The organism is Parabacteroides caecihominis, from assembly GCF_023656785.1.
In the GTDB taxonomy this organism is placed as follows: domain Bacteria; phylum Bacteroidota; class Bacteroidia; order Bacteroidales; family Tannerellaceae; genus Parabacteroides; species Parabacteroides segnis.
Genome location: NZ_JAMOKS010000063.1, coordinates 1 through 20415 on the forward strand (window position 1 = coordinate 1; position 20415 = coordinate 20415).

Annotated in this window: 20 protein-coding genes, 1 tRNA gene and 1 rRNA gene; 4 read left to right on the forward strand and 18 right to left on the reverse strand. The window is 44.8% G+C overall.

Features of this window, described 5'->3' with window-relative positions:
• Positions 1-93, reverse strand: a 16S ribosomal RNA gene (locus tag NBH14_RS27575); the annotation flags it as partial.
• Between the two features lie 613 nt (positions 94-706).
• Entirely contained in the window at positions 707-2023 is a 1317-nt protein-coding gene (locus NBH14_RS27580) for a retropepsin-like aspartic protease (RefSeq protein WP_186961941.1), read from the reverse strand.
• A gap of 153 nt (positions 2024-2176) precedes the next feature.
• Between NBH14_RS27580 and NBH14_RS27585 the strand changes: the two genes are divergently transcribed.
• A complete protein-coding gene (locus NBH14_RS27585; RefSeq protein WP_250817958.1) occupies positions 2177-3610 on the forward strand; it encodes a sensor histidine kinase in 1434 nt (477 codons plus the stop codon).
• Positions 3607-4290 carry a response regulator transcription factor gene (locus NBH14_RS27590; RefSeq protein WP_250817960.1) on the forward strand — a complete coding sequence of 228 codons (684 nt, stop codon included), beginning with the start codon at positions 3607-3609 and terminating at the stop codon, positions 4288-4290. Before NBH14_RS27585 ends, NBH14_RS27590 begins: the two co-directional genes overlap by 4 nt.
• Before the next feature lie 5 nt (positions 4291-4295).
• On the opposite strand, the gene NBH14_RS27595 is transcribed toward NBH14_RS27590, so the two are convergent.
• The 5 genes from NBH14_RS27595 to mltG all read right to left on the reverse strand — a co-directional run bounded on the left by NBH14_RS27595 (position 4296) and on the right by mltG (position 8905).
• A complete protein-coding gene (locus NBH14_RS27595) occupies positions 4296-5084 on the reverse strand; it encodes a 4Fe-4S binding protein (RefSeq protein WP_128133222.1) in 789 nt (262 codons plus the stop codon).
• A 5-nt stretch (positions 5085-5089) separates the two neighbouring features.
• Positions 5090-5596, reverse strand: coding sequence for a peroxiredoxin family protein (locus tag NBH14_RS27600; protein WP_128133223.1), 507 nt, complete (start codon positions 5594-5596; stop codon positions 5090-5092).
• 5 nt (positions 5597-5601) lie between these two features.
• On the reverse strand, positions 5602-6183 hold the full coding sequence (locus NBH14_RS27605; RefSeq protein ID WP_186961942.1) for an indolepyruvate oxidoreductase subunit beta: 582 nt from the start codon (positions 6181-6183) through the stop codon (positions 5602-5604).
• Positions 6180-7778, reverse strand: coding sequence for a thiamine pyrophosphate-dependent enzyme (locus NBH14_RS27610; RefSeq protein ID WP_186961943.1), 1599 nt, complete (start codon positions 7776-7778; stop codon positions 6180-6182). Before NBH14_RS27610 ends, NBH14_RS27605 begins: the two co-directional genes overlap by 4 nt.
• Before the next feature lie 83 nt (positions 7779-7861).
• The gene (mltG, locus tag NBH14_RS27615) at positions 7862-8905 is read right to left on the reverse strand and encodes an endolytic transglycosylase MltG (RefSeq protein ID WP_186961944.1); all 1044 of its coding nucleotides are present in this window, start codon (positions 8903-8905) and stop codon (positions 7862-7864) included.
• Positions 8906-9050: 145 nt separating this feature from the next.
• Between mltG and NBH14_RS27620 the strand changes: the two genes are divergently transcribed.
• Positions 9051-9137, forward strand: a tRNA-Ser gene (locus tag NBH14_RS27620).
• A 251-nt stretch (positions 9138-9388) separates the two neighbouring features.
• The gene (locus tag NBH14_RS27625; RefSeq protein WP_128133226.1) at positions 9389-9697 is read left to right on the forward strand and encodes a hypothetical protein; all 309 of its coding nucleotides are present in this window, start codon (positions 9389-9391) and stop codon (positions 9695-9697) included.
• 76 nt (positions 9698-9773) lie between these two features.
• On the opposite strand, the gene NBH14_RS27630 is transcribed toward NBH14_RS27625, so the two are convergent.
• From NBH14_RS27630 to NBH14_RS27680, 11 genes are all read right to left on the reverse strand, one after another.
• On the reverse strand, positions 9774-10031 hold the full coding sequence (locus tag NBH14_RS27630; RefSeq protein WP_186961945.1) for a hypothetical protein: 258 nt from the start codon (positions 10029-10031) through the stop codon (positions 9774-9776).
• Positions 10032-10127: 96 nt separating this feature from the next.
• Positions 10128-10871 carry an alpha/beta hydrolase gene (locus tag NBH14_RS27635; protein WP_186961946.1) on the reverse strand — a complete coding sequence of 248 codons (744 nt, stop codon included), beginning with the start codon at positions 10869-10871 and terminating at the stop codon, positions 10128-10130.
• 49 nt (positions 10872-10920) lie between these two features.
• Positions 10921-11778, reverse strand: a complete 858-nt coding sequence (locus tag NBH14_RS27640) for a helix-turn-helix transcriptional regulator (RefSeq protein ID WP_250817963.1) — start codon at positions 11776-11778, stop codon at positions 10921-10923.
• 292 nt (positions 11779-12070) lie between these two features.
• Entirely contained in the window at positions 12071-13471 is a 1401-nt protein-coding gene (gene fumC, locus NBH14_RS27645; protein ID WP_186961948.1) for a class II fumarate hydratase, read from the reverse strand.
• Between the two features lie 56 nt (positions 13472-13527).
• Positions 13528-14847 carry an MATE family efflux transporter gene (locus NBH14_RS27650; RefSeq protein WP_186961949.1) on the reverse strand — a complete coding sequence of 440 codons (1320 nt, stop codon included), beginning with the start codon at positions 14845-14847 and terminating at the stop codon, positions 13528-13530.
• A 379-nt stretch (positions 14848-15226) separates the two neighbouring features.
• Positions 15227-15595: a VOC family protein gene (locus NBH14_RS27655; RefSeq protein WP_010800538.1), complete on the reverse strand. Its 369-nt coding sequence runs from the start codon at positions 15593-15595 to the stop codon at positions 15227-15229.
• Positions 15596-15684: 89 nt separating this feature from the next.
• Positions 15685-16524, reverse strand: a complete 840-nt coding sequence (locus NBH14_RS27660; RefSeq protein ID WP_222622160.1) for an AraC family transcriptional regulator — start codon at positions 16522-16524, stop codon at positions 15685-15687.
• A complete protein-coding gene (locus tag NBH14_RS27665; protein WP_186961950.1) occupies positions 16525-17382 on the reverse strand; it encodes an AraC family transcriptional regulator in 858 nt (285 codons plus the stop codon).
• Positions 17383-17465: 83 nt separating this feature from the next.
• Positions 17466-18470: a Kelch repeat-containing protein gene (locus NBH14_RS27670; RefSeq protein WP_446500458.1), complete on the reverse strand. Its 1005-nt coding sequence runs from the start codon at positions 18468-18470 to the stop codon at positions 17466-17468.
• 122 nt (positions 18471-18592) lie between these two features.
• Positions 18593-18964: a DUF4907 domain-containing protein gene (locus NBH14_RS27675; protein ID WP_186961952.1), complete on the reverse strand. Its 372-nt coding sequence runs from the start codon at positions 18962-18964 to the stop codon at positions 18593-18595.
• Positions 18939-19940 (reverse strand): Kelch repeat-containing protein, encoded by a 1002-nt coding sequence (locus NBH14_RS27680; RefSeq protein ID WP_186961955.1) that lies wholly within the window; start codon positions 19938-19940, stop codon positions 18939-18941. Before NBH14_RS27680 ends, NBH14_RS27675 begins: the two co-directional genes overlap by 26 nt.
• Positions 19941-20415: the final 475 nt, after the last annotated feature.

The following is a 20415-nucleotide window of genomic DNA, read 5'->3' on the forward strand; positions in this document are numbered from 1 at the left end:
CCAATGTATTGCTACACCGTGCTGCCCCTCGACTTGCATGTGTTAAGCCTGTCGCTAGCGTTCATCCTGAGCCAGGATCAAACTCTTCGTTGTTTAAATTGTTTATATCTCTATGCTCAGAATTCGTATTTATTTCAAGTTATTGACGGTATTAATTATAATACTTGTACTACTTGTTGATATGTAAATCTTTCAAAGAACTTTCGCTTTCTTTTCGATTGCGGCTGCAAAGATAAGGACTTTTTTTAACTGCCAAATTTTTCAGAAGAAAAATTGAAAAGTTTTTTTTCGAGTCGCTGTGGCGGTTGGAATTTTGCTTAGAACCTCTAACCTCATCCCCTTTCCCCAGGTTACCTCTTTCATCATGTTGGTGCGCCGTTCTCTCTCGAATGCGGGTGCAAAAGTAGTAGATTACTATATACACTCCAAACTTTTTACCGATTATTTTTCATTTATTTTTTCACGGCAGGCACTGTAATATAATGTACGCACAAAGAAAGAGAAAATTATGCATCTGACTTTCCGCTTATCTTAAATGAATGAAACCTCGCTTTGGAAAAGTTAGTTTCTCGCTTGGAATAATTAATCGTTCGATATCTATCCTCTATTCGTTCGACAGTTGTCGAATTAATAGAGAACGCCTGTTTAATGAATAGAGAATGATTGTCGAACGATTAAATTTTACAGATAAAAGATTTAGAGTAAACTAATTATCCTTTTCCACATTTAAATACATCGATTCTAAATTAATAGTAACCCGATGGAATAAATTGATAAAATCCATTCCTAACGAGCCATCTTCTTCATTTTGAAAACCATCTATTTCCGGAATGTTACATTCAACCTGGATATTCTCCATTTCAAAAGAGGTGTTACCTAAACGCATGGGGATCGATGGCAAACGAAAAACGTCTAATGTGCGTACCCCGCCAAATCCGCCTCCAGATATAGTCTCTTTATGACCTTCTTTCTCAATCCATTCTTTATGTTTTTGATAATAAGGATAAAACATATCCGCCCGCACATTTCCTGTATCAAAAACAAAACGTAACCGTTCATCTCCTGAGAAAACTTTCAGACGTAAACCTCCATCATACAGCCACATATTTCTTCCGGTATCAGGCAAAGGCGTTGTTTTTACCGGAAAGACAACTTTTTTATCCTGAGGATACAAATCTACTTGCCCAACCAACCGCATAAAGTCAGTACCCAAAACGGCATCCACCTGGTAAACGGTATCCACAGCCGGATTCGGATCTGCAATTGCCACTATTGCGTTCTTAAAAACAATATCTCCGATCATCATGCTGTCCAACACACCTTGCCTGCCTGTGCTTGTGGCAAATGCTCCTTGCAAGAAGAGACTGTCACGCACAACCCGGATTCCGACTTCATCAGCAAAACGTTTGGAAACAAAGGTACTTCCAGCACCTGTATCAAAAATAAATTTATATGTCTTGCCATGAATTTGAACAGGGACAAACATCAGGACACCACGGCCGGCCTTTTCTATCGTCATCGGAATCTCCGTATCAACATTCGGCCGGCTGACCACCGGAGCTGCTTCATTTCTCAGTGTGTTGTAATAATCTGCAATCTTTTGATGGGAAGGAAAATCTTCTTTCTTTGCAAAAGCTTGTATCTTATTCAAAAAGTCATACAACACATCAGCACTTTGCGCATATAATCCTATTTCTCCCTGTAATTTCCCGCGAAGGGCAACCAGACTGCTTACATTCGCGAATCCCAAATCTTCCTGATGATGTTCCAAAAGAGAATCTATCAACGCTATTGTTTCTCCCGGTTTATTAAAATAACATCCGATCATTACTTCCGACAAGGCTTTTATAGCAACCGCCTGAACCTGACCGGCAACTTTCGGGTATTCCTCTTCCAAACGAAACCAATCTCCTTGGTTAATCAGGTTACCTATCCGTTGATCTGCTTCCTGGGCATTGGCTGGCTGAAGCAAACAGATAAAAAAAGAGGTAATGCCAATCAATAAACAATACTTGTTTTTCATACTTATTTCTTTTTTAATTTACATATTTTCCTTTCTCTGAGACAATACAAATATAAAAGGAAGATTCCGGGCAGACAGTTACCACTTTACAATCTTCTGTTATTTAGTGTTACTACCGGAATGAGCGGAAACAAATCAGGCTATATTTGTAATATGAAATTACAAATGCGTCTTATACTGATCTTCGTTTCCTTATCGGTCCTGGGAATATTCTTTTTCCAGGGATATTGGTTATGGAACAGTTATAACATAGAAAAACAACAAATCAGAAGAATTATCAACGAAACACTTCAGCAAGCAATTAATGAAGATCTGACAGAGCGGATGGAAAAAATGAAAAACGACACGACACCCGGTGCACCTCACGGCCAAGTGGAGTTCAGTTTTTCTATGGACAGTACTTCTCATACTACCTCCCAACAGACACCCCGGAAATATTATTCCCGTACCCGGCTCCAATTATTCAATGAAACTGACAGTACCGTTTTTCAGGCTTATAAACCGGAAAATACTCCCATGATGAGAATGGCATTCAAAGGAATCTGGCAAGCTATTAACGGGATTTCTCCTGTAAACATTGAAAAAACCGACAGCCTATGGTCTACCTTTCTTCGTGCAGAAGGTATATACAACCGACATTTTATCGACTTTACACTAGGCAATGACACTCTCCTAGCCTCTTCTTTGCCGGATAACCAGAATCCGACCAATTTGCTTGCCACCCAAAAAATAGGCGTTAACAGTGACGATAGTATCGGCATGCAAGGATTTATCATTGCACCCGGAGAGACAGTACTCAAGCGGATGGGGCCACTGTTTCTCGCCTCATTCTTTCTGATTATCATTACGACAGCTTGTTATATCTACCTGATACGAACCATTTTACGCCAGAAAACGATCGCCCAGATAAAAAATGATTTCGTCAACAACATGACCCATGAACTGAAGACTCCGATCACCATTACTTACTCGGCTATCGACGCTTTGCAAACATTCAATTTCGTCGAACAAAAAGAGACACGGGAGGAATATTTCACACTTTGCCGCCAACAATTAAAGCATCTTTCCGGCCTGGTTGAAAAGATACTTAGCATGGCTGTCGACGAGCGCAAAAACTTCCGGCTGCAAAAAGAGACTTTCCGGATAAAACCGGTCATAGATATTCTGGCACAACAGTTTACGCTAAAAACAGATAAACCTGTTTCTTTTCAGATCGTCTGTGAACCTGAGGAACTGACGATATATGCCGATAAACTGCATTTCACCAATGTAATCAGCAATATGCTCGATAATTCAATCAAGTACTCCGGAAAAAGCGTACAAATCTCCATTCAGATAAACCAAATAGAGAAAGGGACTCAAATCGACCTGACAGACAACGGTATAGGCATCCCTACCGTTCAACTAAACCGCATATTCGAACGTTTCTATCGTGTCCCCAAAGGGAATATACATGACGTGAAAGGCTTCGGACTCGGACTCAGCTATGTCAAAGACATCATAGAGCGGCATAACGGGACTATTTCCGTTGAAAGCAAAGAAAAAGAAGGAACTACATTTACTATTATAATACCGGAAAAGAAATGATACATGTATTATTAGCCGAAGACGAAATAGCATTAGCTAAAATAATCAAAGACAGCTTGGAAAGCCGCCGGAAATTCCAAATTACAATTGCGGCAAACGGCAATGAAGCAATGTCTTTGTATCACCGTTCAAAACCGGATATCCTGGTCTTGGATGTGATGATGCCTCAAATGGATGGATTCACACTTGCCAAAATGATTCGTCAAACCGACACACGGACACCGATCTTATTCCTTACCGCACGCTCATCGGTCGATGACCTGGTAACCGGTTTTCATCTGGGAGGAAATGACTATCTGAAAAAGCCATTCGATATGGAAGAGCTTATCGTCCGCATCCTTGCCTTATTGAACCGTCCGATAATCATAGAAGAAGAAAAGCGACCGGAGGTTTTCAGCATCGGTCAATATACGTTCGATTATCCCCGTCAGACGTTACAGATAAGCGACCAAACAGAAACATTATCGCATCGGGAAGCCGAGATTCTACACATGCTCTGCCAACATACGAATGATGTATTGCACCGTAAACCGGTTTTACTGGAGTTATGGGGAGACGATTCCTTTTTCAATGGCCGCAGCATGGATGTTTTTATCACCAAGCTACGTAAAAAATTAAAAGCCGATCCCTCGGTTCAGATTGTGAACATCCGGGGGATCGGCTATAAACTGATCATATAGTAAAATCAAATAAACAATTCAGGTTCACGGCGTGCGCTGAAGTTTTTATGAAGCATAGCCGTATAGGGGGTATCGAAAGTACGGGCCCCTTCCGGACATTCTTTTACGCAGGCACAGCATTTAATACAAAGCAACGGATCACTGAACATACGATCATCGACAATCGATATCGCCGCAACAGGGCATACATCGATGCAATACTCACATTGTGTACACAAATCCTCATCCGTCACAGGAGCCTGTGGAGTGGAAGGTCCTTTTACCTTGTACGGGAAATTTCCTTTTACCTCCAACGGCTGTAAATCCGTCAACGTCGATACGTTATCCAGCTTCTTCAGAATTTCGCTACCGAATTCGGATGCTTTCAACAAATCGTCCTTATCCGGCCGACCGGCGGCAATAGGCATATCTTTCCGGCTGTATGAATGCTCACCGATAAAGGCACCGGCACTCACCGGCACGAATCCCTGAGCGGAGAGCGCATCGCTTAATTCCTTCAAAGCATCTTCGTAATCGCGGTTCCCGTAAACTACTACAGGAATAACCGGAGTTGCGTTCCCCTTAAACATACGGATGCGCTCCATAGCCGTCTCCGCAACGCGGCCTCCATATACAGGAGCCGCAACGATTACCAGTTCATTCCCTCCCATCGAAAGCGGTTCCTTCAATCCTTCATGGGTAATATCCGATTCAGACAAAGTATCCGCTTCCAACGCTTCGGCAATTGCATAAGCTATTTTTGCCGAAGTATGCGTCGGAGAGAAATAGATTAAATGTATATTCTGATATTGCATATCGTTTACTTTAAAGATGCACCAATCTTATCCATCAATCCGGCAAACTCATCTTCGGTATATCCCTTGCCGGCATAAATCACTTTTCCGTCTTTACCTATCAGATAAGTTCGGGGAATCAGGTTCTTTGCAAATGCTCCGAAGATGGCACGGTTCTTATCCGGATACAACGGGAAGGTGAAACCTTTTTTCTCATTATACTTTGCCAACTCGGCATCTGTATGTTCACGTCCAATCACCAACATCTGAAAGTTTTTATTATCCTTAAACTTCGGCCACAACTTCTGCTGTACTTCCGCCAGTTCTTTCTGACAGGGAGGACACCAGGTTGCAAAGAAATTTATCAGCACTACTTTCCCTTTCAGGGAAGCAGACGAGATTTGTTTACCATCGTCGGAAACGATCGTGAATGCAGGCATCTGGTCGCCCACTTTTATAATATCACCATCGTTCTGAGCACGGGCTACAAACGCGAAAATTGCAAGCAGGACGGTTAAGAGGTACTTCTTCATAGGCTTTATTTTATTCTTTGGGCAACATCGTAACCGGCTTTCAGGGCTTTCAGGTTCATCTCAACCACTTCTTCCCCTTTACGACCGAAGATACGACGGATACCGTCTTCTATTTTATTATACTCAATTCCAATAAAAGGAGCAGCAGCGCCCAACATCACGATATTGGCGGCACGGGCCGTAGCGACTTCCTTAGCTATAGCTTCCACATCCAGGATAACCTTATGCGACAATTTATCCAGCTCTTCGTTTACTTTCTCCATATCCGGATAATTAGGGATATTGACAAACGGCTGTGAATTAGTCACCAACCAACCATCTTCTTTCAGATAAGGAAGATAACGGAGACTTTCCATCGGTTCCAGGGAAATGATCAGGTCGGCATGTCCCTTCGGAATCAGGTCGGACGCGATCGGCTGGTCAGACAAACGCAGGTTCGACTGTACGTCGCCACCACGCTGGCTCATTCCGTGAACTTCCGCCTGCTTCATATACAAACCTTCTTTCAAAGCGGCTTCTCCAATAACGGCGGCAATAGAGAGGATACCTTGTCCTCCTACGCCTGACAATATAATATCTACTCTCATTTCTTGCTTGCTTTTTTCTTTTTTGTTAATGTCTGGATACATTCACGACGCGGGATCAGGACAGATACACCTTTGTATTCGATCTCTTCGCGGATGATCTGTTTCATTTCTTCGTAATTCTTCTTCAACGGGATCATAACACGGATATGGGCGGGATCGACACCGATACCTGCACAGATAGCTTCCAGGCGTCCTGTTCCGGCTGAATCCTGACCGCCGGTCATAGCCGTTGTTTCATTATCGGAAATAACGATTGTGATGTTTGTATCCTCATTGACACAATCCAGCAAACCGGTCATACCGGAATGCGTGAAAGTAGAATCACCAATTACCGATACGGCCGGGAATACACCGGCATCAGAAGCCCCTTTCGCCATTGTAATGGAAGCCCCCATATCGATACAAGAGTCGATTGCACGGAACGGAGGCAAAGCTCCCAACGTGTAACAACCGATATCGCCGAATACTTTCGGGTCTTTATATTCAGCCAGCACCTCATTCAATGCTTCATACACGTCACGGTGACCGCAACCCTGGCATAATGCAGGCGGACGCTGTTCCACCACTTCGGGGATAGCATAGTAACTGGTAATATCTTTGCCTAAAGCCTTGCCTACGGCATCCGGAGTCAACTCGCCGTCACGCTGTAAAGTCCCGTCCAAACGACCGTGAACAGTTATCCCTTTACCCAGGAAACCTTTCAATTGCTCTTCCACAACCGGATAGCCTTCTTCAAGCACCAGAATTTCCTTACATTCACCGGTAATCTTTTCCACCAACTTGCGTGGCAACGGATATTGAGTAATCTTCAATACCGGATATTCGAACCCGTCAGGATAATTCTCCGACAGATAGTTGAATGCAATACCGGTTGTAATGATACCCATCTCTTTGTTCGGAGCATCGAAATACTGGTTATATTTTGAACTTTCAGCCGCTTCGGTAAACCCTTTCTGCGCTTCCAGCAATACTTTGAAACGTTTGCGTGCCAAAGCCGGAAGCAAGATAAAACGCTGACGGCCGTCAGGCGGACAACTCATCGTATTTTCTTCCTTGATCGGACGCGTTACCACACCGGCACGAGAGTGCGCCATACGGGTAGTAATACGCATCAGGATCGGATAACCCAATTTTTCCGAAAGTTCGAAACCTTCATACACCATATCGTATGCTTCCTGCTGGCTGGATGGTTCCAGCATCGGGATCATAGCAAAATTTCCATATACACGGTTATCCTGCTCGTTCTGTGATGAGTGCATGGAAGGGTCGTCGGCCGTAATAATAATCATACCACCGTTGATACCGCTCATTCCGGCATTCATAAAGCAGTCTGCCGCCACATTCAGTCCGACATGTTTCATGCAGCAAAGTGAACGCTTTCCGGCATAACTCATACCTAAAGCTGCCTCCATTGCTGTTTTTTCATTCGTACTCCAACGGCTGTGTATCCCCCGTTCTTTCGCTACTGCCGAGCCTTGTATATACTCGGTAATTTCAGTTGAAGGAGTACCCGGATAGGCATAAACACCGGAAATACCGGCATCGATCGCAGCCTGTGCGATAGCCTCATCCCCCAAGAATAGTTGTTTTTCCATGTATATTTGTTTTCTTAAATTGATTTTTATGTTATACCAACAGCCAAAGATACAGCTTTTACCATAAACAAAAAGCAAAAAGCCTACCGAATCTTTCTCCTGTTCAGTTCAGCCCGGTAACGGTTTGCATTGCGATTATGCTCTGCCAACGTTGCCGCGAAATTATGCCGGCCCGAAAAATCTTCTTTGGCACACATATAAAGATAATTATGCTTCATATAATTCAAAACGCTGTCCATCCCCTTGATAGTCGGGACACGCAGTGGTCCGGGCGGCAACCCGGCATATTTATATGTATTATATGGAGAATCTATTTCCAGATGTTCGAACAGGATACGTTGCAAGGTAAAATCACCCACTGCAAATTTGACGGTAGGATCGGCTTGTAATGGTATACCACGATGCAAACGGTTCAGATACAAACCGGCCACAATCGGATATTCATCTGCCGCAGCCGTTTCTTCCTCTACGATGGAGGCCAGGATAGCGACTTCCGCAGGTGTCAGATCAATCGCTTTTGCCTTCTCCAGACGTGCTTCCGTCCAGAAGGCTTTATATTCACGATTCATACGCTGCATCAGTTTTTCTGCGGGAATATTCCAATAGACCTCATAGGTGTTCGGAATAAACATGGAGAGGATTGTTGTAGTGGTAAATCCCAGCGAATCGCAATAAGCCGAATCGTTCAGCAAGACAAGCAGGTCCTCTTTATCCAGCATCAACTGTTCGTCCAACCGCTCCACCAGATCATCTTTAAAGCGGATATTATTAAAGGTAAGACGGGTTGCCACCTGATGACCGCGCCGCAGATCGTTCAACAGTTCCAGGTTGCTCATTCCCGGCGATACCGCATATCGGCCGGTCTTCATATTTCCCTGGTATTGCAGGAATCCGGCCAACTGTTTAAAACTTCCGATACGATTGCAGCCGGCCGAATCAATCAACTGACGGCAAAGTTCGCCGAAATCCTTGTCTTTTCCTATATACAGATAAACCGTTTCTTTGGGAGTAAAGTTAGGCGCCCATGCCAGACGGTATCCCCAGAAACCTGTACCCGCCAGCAAAAAGATCAAAAATACGACAATCCCAATTAGTATATTACGCTTCCCCTGTTTTTTCTTATTCATTTTTCCTCCAATAAAATACTGATTATCAGAACAGGTCACAAAAGTAATACCTTTTTCCGAAAAAATAGATGCAAAATCCTTTGTTTATTTAAAAACATCCGCCTATCTTTGCAGCGCAATTCTAAGGAAGAAGCACAGAACACATGGAAGTGTGGGTGAGTGGCTGAAACCACCAGTTTGCTAAACTGACGTACTCGTAAGGGTACCGCGAGTTCGAATCTCGCCGCTTCCGCAACCAAAGGCTGTTAGTCGAAAGATTGACAGCCTTTGTTGTTTTATCCCTAAAACGAACCTGCCATTGAGGAAAATTTCATCACATTTCCCCAATTCCACATCCCCATTCTACAGTCTGGCACAATCACAAATACACAGAATTTACTGATTATCAACAACTACACAATCAGACCATCCGTTTGGCACACGAATTGAATTACATTAAGCGTATTAGTAATAAAAGATTGTTGAATTAAAAAAATTAAGATCATGAAAAAGGTATTAGTAGTAATGGCAATGGTTATGGGTGTTGGTTGTATGAGTGCTATCGCAGCAGAAACAAGTGTTGATTCAGTAGCTTGCTGTCAGTCTACTCAGGATGAGTACACAAAGATTGAAGTGGCAGATGTTCCCGAAGTAGTGAAAACAGCAGTTGAAAAAGCCTATGCAGGCCAGACCATCAAAGAAGCCTCTGTAGCAGAAAAAGACGGAGCCAAGACTTATAAACTTGTTATCGCTACAGCCGAAGGTACGGAAAGCACGGTTACCTTCAATGACAAAGGCGAAGAAGTAAAATAAAATTTAATAACAACAGTTATGTCGGTTAAGACAAACGTCCGGACGTCCCCAGGGAAGTCCGGACGTTTTGTTGTTTTTAGCTCTCATGTTTTTCAGCCCATTCAAATATAACCGGGCTCTGCACATCCACACCGAACTCCGCTGCTTTTTGCAGGATACGGTAAGCCAGCAGCGGCTTCTTATCCTCGGGTGCATATCTGAAATAAGATTCGGCAGCCCTTACATGGGCCGCATCGGGCATAGGAAACTCACGGGTTTCCGGAAGGCCAAAATCAGAGGAAGGAAGTTCCTTGCGTTCTTCTGTCGTCAACTTGTCACTAAACCTGTTTGCCATAATCATTTATTTTTGATTGTTCAGTATAACCCACTCAACAACCAAAAGGCTCATTTCTATTGCCGGATTTAGCAATTATTCTATTAAAACAGGGAATCAATCCTCTTTCTTCAGCAAGATGATATCCAGAATGGAACTGACTGTATTCGCCTTTTTAACCACCATCAGATGATCGCCTCCCTCAACGGGAAAGACATTTTCAAGCCGGTCATAAGGAAAGATCTGATCGGACGTGCCATGAATATGGTAAAGGTGTTCGCTCTTATTGTCCGGTACCCAGTCAGTGATCTGTTCTACCGCCCATTTGATATATATGGGATCGGTAACAGTCATATACTCTGCCAGGTCGGAATTGGAAGCATTATATACCAGGCGGTTAAAGGCATTGGTAATAAAGTCGGTCGACGAGAAAAGCCGTTTAGGCATGAACTCCATCAGGTTGACTTTCCTGACTGCCTGGAAAAGAATAGGGATTTCCCTTTTGCTTTTAAAGGAAGAAATGATAACGCACTTCTCCGGTTTCAGGAAAAGTGTCATCTCCTGCATGATAACGGCACCAAAAGAATAACCGATCAGGATAAACGGACGCGAGGTGTCGATCGTCTTTGCCATCTTATGAGCATACTCCGACAATGATTCGTCGGGGCTGGGAATAAACCATTCGATATAGGCTTTTTTATACCCCTTCGGAAGCCGCAGTTTGTCAAAGACCTTACAGTTATAGCACATCCCGGAAATAAAATAGACAGTAATATCTTCCGCCTCCTTTTTCCAAAGCCAGTTTACCAACGACGACAAACGTCTCCATAGTCCGGGTGATTGCACTTTACTTCCTTCCATATATCATTTTTACTTTATAAGCATAAAGATAGTGGTTTTGTTCAAATGATCATCTATCGGCTTTCAGCTGACGTAATAATTCGGAAGGAGTGCAGCCAAACTGCTGCTTGCAGAAACGTGTAAAATGAGTCGCCGAGTTAAACTTATACAACTGCATAACATCACTCAGCGTATTTCCCGGTTCGGCCAGTTTAAAACGCACATGTTTTGCTTTTTGTTTCAATAACCATTGATGGGGAGAGATTCCAAACTCTTCTCTGAACTTATTATTAAAATTCGTACGTCCCATGCCGGCTATTTTTGCCAGTTCATCCACATGGTCCACCTTCAAGTAATTTTCAAGTATAAGGGAACGGAAATCCAGCGATTTTCCAACGATGGGATGAAATAAATAAGCCAACTCTTCTTTTCGATAAAATCCCCGAAACAGCAAAAACAGCTCCATCGACTTTATCTCATGCAAATGCTTGCAGTTCATCTTCGACTCCAGGTATTCTATGATAGTCTCCAGGAATAAACGTAAAGGCGGATATATAACAGTCGGCTGATAATCATATTCGATCTCACGACTAAGGGGAGCCAGCGATTGAAGTTCCAGTTTATTGCAAGCACCGGGGAAACGGTCAAACGTAAATATAACAAGGTTGGAATCAGATACTATCTTACAGAAAAAATCAGAGGACTTCGGGATCAATATAAACTCATCCGACCGGATGATTCTGTTTCTTTGCTCATTACAACAAATAACAGCTTCACCTTCCAGGAAAAAGATCAGATGATGGCAATCCTTGTCCTGCTCTTTCAGTTCACTCTCCTCTCTTACTATACGATGTTTAAATCCAACTAAAATATCCGGAGAATAATCTTTACAAGATATATGCTCTTCCAAATAAAGTAACTTTTTCATTACATCCCCCATTTTTAATTCCGACATTAGTGTTTCCTCATATTTACCTTTACAACGGTATCGCATTCAGTCGGTTATTCACTCACTATACAAAAGGCTCATTTCACAATTTGAAACAAATGTATAACTTTTTCCGGTTAAACAACTCACATATCCATCGTTAATGTTTACATATCTGCTACGGAAATACGGCGAGGCTATTATTGTCCGGCGCTTTCCGAAAATAAAAAAGCGCAGTTCCTGCATATACTACAAAAACTGCACTTTATCAATTACTTACCAGAAGATTAAGTTACTCAATCCTGCCTACCATTCCGGAAGGATCTACCCATTCATCGAACTCTTCGGCCGTAAGCAGCCCGGAATCAACGGCTGCCTGCTTCAACGATTTATTTTCACGAAATGCTTTCTGGGCAATCGAAGCTGCTTTATAATAACCGATCTTCGGATTGAGTGCCGTCACCAGCATCAGGGAGTCGTCCAGATGTTTCTTTATAGTCTCTTTTACCGGCTGGATACCGACAGCACAATGGTCGTTGAAACTCCGGCAACCATCACCGATCAGCCGTGCGCTGTGCAGAAAATTATAAATAATCATCGGCTTGTACACATTCAACTCAAACTGTCCCGACGCACCGCCTACGGAGATCGCCACATCATTCCCCATGACCTGCGCCGCAATCATGGTGAGAGCTTCGCACTGGGTCGGGTTCACTTTCCCCGGCATGATAGACGAGCCCGGCTCATTTTCCGGCAAGCGGATTTCACCGATTCCCGCACGCGGACCGGAACCCAGCATACGGATATCGTTGGCTATCTTCATCAGGCTGACTGCGACACCTTTTAACGCCCCGTGCGTTTCAACGATCGCATCATGAGTTGCCAACGCCTCGAATTTATTGGGTGCCGTGACGAACGGCAGACCAGTCAGTTTCGATATTTTCTTTGCCACCTTCTCCCCGTAGTTTTCCGGAGTGTTGATACCGGTACCGACAGCCGTACCTCCCAGCGCCAGTTCCGCCAGATGCGGCAATGTATTCTTTATCGACTGGATGCCGTATTCCAGTTGGGCGGCATACCCGCTGAACTCCTGCCCCAAAGTCAAAGGAGTCGCATCCATAAAATGGGTACGCCCGATCTTGACGATCGGCATGAACTCCCGGCTTTTCATGACGAGGGTACGGTGCAACAACTCCAGAGGCGGAATCGTATTCTCCCGAAGCATCTTATAAGCGGCGATATGCATAGCCGACGGGAACGTATCATTAGACGACTGCGATTTATTCACATCGTCGTTAGCCATCAAAACCTTCACCTCATCGGTCAGTTTTCCGCCATTCAGGACATGTGCACGGTTGGCTATCACTTCATTCACATTCATATTGGTCTGCGTGCCGCTACCGGTCTGCCAGACCACCAGGGGAAACGCCTCATCCAGGTGGCCCGCCAGTATCTCATCGCAGACACGTACTATCAGATCGCACTTTTCCGCCGACAGCACACCCGCATCCTTATTGGCCAGCGCGGCTCCTTTTTTGAGGTAGGCAAAGGCATAAATAATCTCTTTGGGCATACGGTTTATATCTTGTGCAATCTCAAAGTTTTCGATACTACGTTGCGTCTGCGCTCCGTAATAAGCATCCGCAGGAACCCTGACGGTTCCCATGGTATCTTTTTCTATCCGACATTCCATAACTTCTTCTTATTAGTTTTTCTTATAAAACCATTCAGATTATGAATTGTTTACGATTACAACCGGTATGTCTTTTTATATACACACTTCATGTACCAATAAGATAAGACGAAGAGAGACAGGACATAAAGATGTTCCGTCGTCCAATACACAGCGAGAGGGACATTCGGGGTCGCGGACAATACATACAGGTATATCACATAGAAAACCGTCGTGACCACTTCAAAAAGGAAAGCCGTACGGGTCCTTCCGGTTCCGGTAACGGCATTGCAATAAATATGAGCCGGAACCGAAAAGAGGTAATTAGCCAGCATGACCGTAAAAGGCCAGAAGGCAATCCGGATCAACTCCTCATTCTTCGTATAGACGCCCAACACTGCATCGGAGAAAAAGAAGGTCAGCACAATCAAAGGAAGCCCTACGAAATAACCCAGGCAAACCATTTTACGGCACAAAGGCATCACCTTTCCGTATTCGCCTGCCCCTATCAGATTGCTGACCAACGATCCCGTTGTTGTCGAGAACGAGCAGACGATCACAAAAAAGACCGTCGATATGCTCCGGATGATATTAGCTACAGCCAGTATGTTTTCACCCAGATGTTCAATCATCACGAAAAAGAAGAACCAGGGAGCCACACTGATAAAAGCATGCATCATACTCCACACGGAGAGATGAAGCAAACGGAGCAACAACCGCCCGTCGTACACAGGCCGCAAGCCATACCGACGTTTGTCTACCTCCCGGAAGATATAGACAAGAAAGACGATTAAAAAAGACAATTCAGACAAAGTCGAAGCCAGAGCGGCACCGGAAATACCCAACCGTGGAAACCCTGCATGACCGAATATCAACAGGTAATTCAGTAGGATATTGGTCGTCACCATAACCACAGCCCCGACAGTCAGCACCCTGGTTTTGATAATCCCGACAAAGAAAGAACGGAAAGCCAGCGCTGGGAAAGTAAACAGAAGCCCGAATGTCCGCCAGTCGAGATAATCCATTACGGCACCATAGACCTCATCCGAAGTGACCAATCCGGATAAAATAACCGGTGCTATCCATTTGGATAACAAGAACAGGAAAGCCGCCAGCACTACCAGGAAAAACAATCCCTGAAAAAACACCTTTCCTGTTTCATCGTATTTCTGTTCGCCGTTACGGCGTGCCACCATGACCTGCAATCCGAGGCTAAAACCAAAACCCAGCATATAAAGAATCAGGTAATACATGCCGGCCAGGGCGGAAGCGCCCAGTTCAACCTCCCCGTAATGCCCCAGAAATATAGCGTCGGTAATATTGATCAATTGTTCCATTAAAATGCTCATCATCACGGGATAGTTGATGAGCCAGATCTGTTTGTATGTGAAATTCATAATTCAACTTAATATATAGCGTCGGCATACGTTCCCGCCAGAGAACATACCGCGACCATGAATACTAAAAAATAGATAGATTGTACCCTGTATAAAATAGGATAGCGAAAGTCAGGCAAAACAGTTTTTTGCCTTATGTCCGGGAGAACGACGCTATATACAGAGTTGCCACTTCATAAGTTGAATAATCGGATTCTTTGATTCGGGAACAAATGTAGGAGTTTTTTTAGGAAATAACAAGGAGGTGCCCAAAGTCTCTCCACAGTCATCCTTGGACAGCCCTAAGATCGCATACTACACCGACAAAACACTTTGCATGAATTGTCGGATCAAGTCCGCCATGACAAAACAGACTTTGCAGCACCTCCTTTAAGCATGTTTACTTATCAGAATACAATCCCAACGTATTTCCTTCGCTATCAGAAAACATTGCGAAATAGCCGCGGTCTTCGGATTCGATCTTTGTCTTTTCGCGGACGATGCTGCCACCGTTGGCTTTGATCAGAGCAAGCGTTGCATCCATGTCGTCCACATTCAGATGGACAAGCACACCGTTCTTTGCCGGAAGGAAGTCGGCCGCCCATGAGATCGCACCCGGAGCCAAGCCGTCCTCGTCGGGGAAGAAAGCCATCTTTTCGGATTCGCATTCCATCACGCTCAATTCCAGGTTCAACACTGTTTCATAAAACTTCACGGCTCTGCCAAAATCTGCCGTAGGGATCTCGAAGAAAGAAACTAACTTTTTCATATTCACTTTTTTTGTCGTTAAACTATTTCTGCCAATTGACAATGCAAAGGTAGGACACGTTGAAGGGGCAAACTTGGAAAAAAAGGACATTAGTCGTTTTCGGTAGAAAAATAATCGGAATAGGGTGCACAGAGGGACAGGTATTCCTTCGGCGTATAGCCGGAGAATATTTTAAACTCGCTGATAAGATGGGGCTGGTCGTAGAAACCGCATTCGCAGGCCAGCCGCGAAAAGGTCATGCCCGGAACAGACTGCAACATATACAAAGCATGCTGGAAACGGACTATACGCAGGAAATCTTTGGGACTGATCCCTATATGCCCGGTAAACACACGCTGAAACTGCTTGGTACTTAAAAAGACGGAAGATGCCAGGTCGGATACACGTATCTCCCCTTTTTCACGGTCGATCGTCGAGACCACAGAACGCATGCGCTCCAGGTTATACGATTTCAGGGGATTTAACCGGCGAAGGAGGAATTGTTCGACCAGACGGATACAATTCCGGTCGTCTGCTTCGTATAGGAGGCGGTCTTCCAGTTCCAGCAGTTCGCGGTCGCCTGCCTCATCGGCAGTAACCTTCCGGTCGCAAAATTCGCTGACCGGCATACGAAAAAATGCATTGGCGGCATAGGTATGGAAAACGACAGCCAGTATCTTTATATTTCCGGTATAGCTTAGGTCGGAGAAGCCGACGAACTGCCCGCACAGGACGGACTGGCTATCCAGGCGGCGGGTATCCTGCCGGGAAGAAAGCGAGACCGGATTTCCACGGTAGAAAAGCATCTGGATATTACCACACGGAATAATACGCTCGGTACTTCGAGCAATGCTATCCGTTTCCAGCAGCCAGTAATGCCTGATATAAGGAGCAAGTGCCGGCGATGGTAATATGAGTTGAAAGGATTCCACGCCGGCAAATATACTCATTTATTCGATCGGGATATAAATCTCAGTCACCAGATTTTCGGGTACCGTATCGGCCGGACTGTTCAGGTACTTTTCATATCCGGGAGCATCGGCCAGCTTATAACCGCTTTCCGGTAACAGGTGCGAATAGACCGTATCGTATACGGATTTCAGATGTTCATAAGAACCCTGGTAGCGATAAACAGCATATTTGCCGCCCGGCAACTGTTTTACCCCTATTTCACCCCGCGGTTCCGCCGGTTTGGGGAGGATAAGGCAAACGTCTGTCCGCAACTTATCCGGCTCGGTCACTTTGGGATCGTTATGATAAATACAAATATGCCCGATGCCCTCCGAGAAGAGGTTCTGTTCTTTCACGAATCCCCATAACTTTTGCCAGGCTCCGCAATAATCGAGGTTCATATACGCTCCCGACAGACGCAGGTAAGCGATCTGGCAGGCCGGAAGTTCTTTTACTTCCGCTTCTATTTTCAAATCGTGTCTTATTTCTAATGGTCTCATGATAATGTAATCTTTGTTTTTACGATATCCGTTCGGCGAAATACCATAGAACTGTTTGAACACCTTCGACAGGGAAGAGGGTACATCGTATCCAACGCGCCAGGATATTTCCTGTACCGGCATATCAGAGTGACGCAGTAACCGAGCGGCCGTCTCGACTCGCATCCTGACGATAAAGGCACCTATATTTTCACCGAGGAATGCCTTTACGATCCGGTGGAAATGCCAGGGCGAAAAACCGGACATTTCTGCCAGTATATCCAGATCAATTGTTTCGCTCAAATGATTGTTGATATACTCCACGAGGATATTTACTTTACGCTGATACTCTTCCGTTGTTGCAGGTCGTTGTTCCATATTCTTTTGTATTTCGCTACAAAGATAACCTCCGGCCTGAAAACCTACTTGTCCTATCTTGCTAAAAAGAGAAAGAGCGACCTTTAATAGTCATCGTCATCATATTCATCGGGGTCGAACTCCCAGATGTCATCAAAGTAGTTGGTGCTGTTCTTTCCGGTTACGACAAATCCTCTTCCGCCATTTGAAAAAGAGACCGTACCCGTACGTGACGTTCCCTTAAACCGGGCAACACTCTCCCATAAATCCGTTTGAGGAACATATTTCCATGTTTCCAAACGGAGGCTCCCGCTCCCACCGCAAGTCAGATAGGCTGCACCGCCAATGACAAAGGCAACCTTATCAGTTCCAAGCATATCGTAATCATCGTCATAGCTGTCATCCGAAGTATCAGATATATCACGCAGCCGGGTCCACTTTTCAGCCGCAGGGTCATATTTCCAGAAATCTTCTGCATAATTTCCGTTATTAATACCGCCACACACATAGGCAATATCATTTATTACAAAACTGGTCGCGCCCTTGCGTTTACTGCCCCCGATATTATCAATCGTATCGAGTCCGCCTATACTGGCAATCTGTACCCAACTATTGGATAGAGGCGTAAAGGCATAGAAGTCTTTCAGGCAGGCCTCATCGTAGCCACAACCGAGGTATCCTTTATTTCCAATCCCGAAAGCGACAGCCCCATGACGGGCCGAGCCGAGAAAATCCGCCTTTTGCGTCCAGCTGTTCGCTACTGGATCATACTCCCAGAAATCGTTCAGTCTATCCGTTCCGTCATATCCGGTACCGAAATACCCTTTGCCGTCTACCGCCATCGCGACAGCCAAATGACGGGAGGTACCGGGAAAAGCGGCTTTCTGTGTCCAGATATCCCGTTCCATATCATATTCCCACACATCCGACAGACATTTTTTTCCATCATACCCGCAGAGCAGATAACCTTTATTCCCTATCGTAAAAGAAGAGGCACCACTACGCGGCACACCGTCAAAATCGGATACACGAGACCACTTACCTATCGGTACATTATTTTCCTCCCCCTCATCGGGTACCATATCGTCGTTGTCTTTGCAGGAGAGCATCAACACGGAGGATAAAATCATCAGGTATGAAAATAGCTTGTTTAATGTCTTCATAAAACGTATTATTTAGTTAGTTACCAAGAGAAGAAAGGGCGACCATCACTGGCAGCCCTTTCCGACGTTCACGTTGAATTATCGTTTGTTTCTAAATCAGAGAGTGAATGTTTAATATCATCAATTGTTATTGAAAAATTTTCATTGTTGTTTAGCCTTTCCAGGACCAGCGCACCGATCTTACGGGCACTGGCCTCATCCGGAAAAGACCTTAGCGTGTCAATTGCAGGAATGGTGGGCTGATATATCAACACCTTCTCATTCATCACGATCCGATAGCCCCAGCCATCCTCCAATTGAAACGTTTGCAACTCCGGTTGCCGGCCGTCCGGAAACCCCTTTTCTCCGTGACGGAAATAAATAAGTAAAATAAGTACCGGTAGCAGCACCAAGCCCCAAAGAGCTTTTCTACCTTTAATAGTCATCATCGTCGTATTCATAAGGGTGAAGTTCCCAAACGTCATCAAAACGGTAAGTGCTGCTTTTACCCGTTGCCACAAATCCCCTCTCACCATTGGAGAAGCCGACCGCAACCGTACGGGCCGTACCTTTGAATTTGGCTACATTCTCCCACAAATCGGTTGCAGGATAATATTTCCAGGTGTCAGAACGTATGCTCCCGCTTTCACCGCAGGTCAGGTAGACAGCTCCGTCGATCACGAAAGCCGTACCATATTTACGTACTATATTATAATCATCGTCATAATCATCATCCGATGTATCGGCAATGTCGCGCAACTGGGTCCATGATTGCGTGGACGGGTCAAACATCCAGAAATCGTCCACATAAGTCCCGTTGTTCACGCCGCAGCAAACGTATGCCTTGTTGTCCAGAACAAAACTGGTGGCACCCTGCCGCTTCGTACCTCCGATGCTGACGATCTGCTGCCAGCTGTTGGAAGAAGGATTGAAGGCATAGAAATCTTTCAGATAATTTCCGTCGTAACCGCAACCGATATAGGCCTTTCCGCTGACACCGAAAGCCACCGCATCGTAACGCGCCGTTCCGGGAAAGTCGGCTTTCTGCGTCCAGTTATTGGCTGTAGGATCATATTCCCAGAAATCATTCAGCTTATTCGCTCCGTCATAGCCTGTTCCAAAATAACCCTTACTATCTACGGTCATAGCCACCCCTGAGTTTCGGGCCGTACCGGGGAAGGTTGCTTTTTGTGTCCAGGAATCCCGGTCCATATCATACTCCCACAAGTCCGACAGGCGGTTTGTTCCATCATACCCGCAGACCAGATACCCTTTATTTCCGATTGAAAACGAAGAAGCATCACTACGTGCCAGACCGTCGAAGTCGGATACGCGATACCACTTACCCATCAAATCATCATCATCGTCATCCCCACAGGATACCATTACCAGAGGCAGCAAGGCCAGCAGGAACAGAAATAATCTTTTTCGTGTCATCATATAACGTGTTACTGTTTACGGTTGCAAAAGAATAAAGTATCCAAAACACCGGCAAATTAAATCGACAAATGGCGGTTCCTGTCCGATGAACGGGTATTTATGGGAGGTAAAAGGCTTTTTCGGACATTGTTTCCGGCTTACCGCCGACTAATCTGCGGAATCAGGCGATTAACAGAGAAATCCGGGGCATTGGCAGGTTATTCTTGCACAGAAGATATCAAATATAGTTCTTTGCCCCCAAAAATGAGCTATCCAATTATAGTCATGGGAGTAACCTTTCCCCTCTTGAGAGGGGGCAGGGGGTGTGTTAAAGCTTGCTGATAAGGCGAAAAGATAACACACCCCTTATCCCCTCTCGAGAGACTGTGTAAAAACTAGTCTTTGAAAAAGTTCTTTGAAATTTTGTTAAGTAGTAGAAAGAAATTAACTTCGGCTATTCAAAAGCATGAGTTATGAACTATCGCGAGTTATC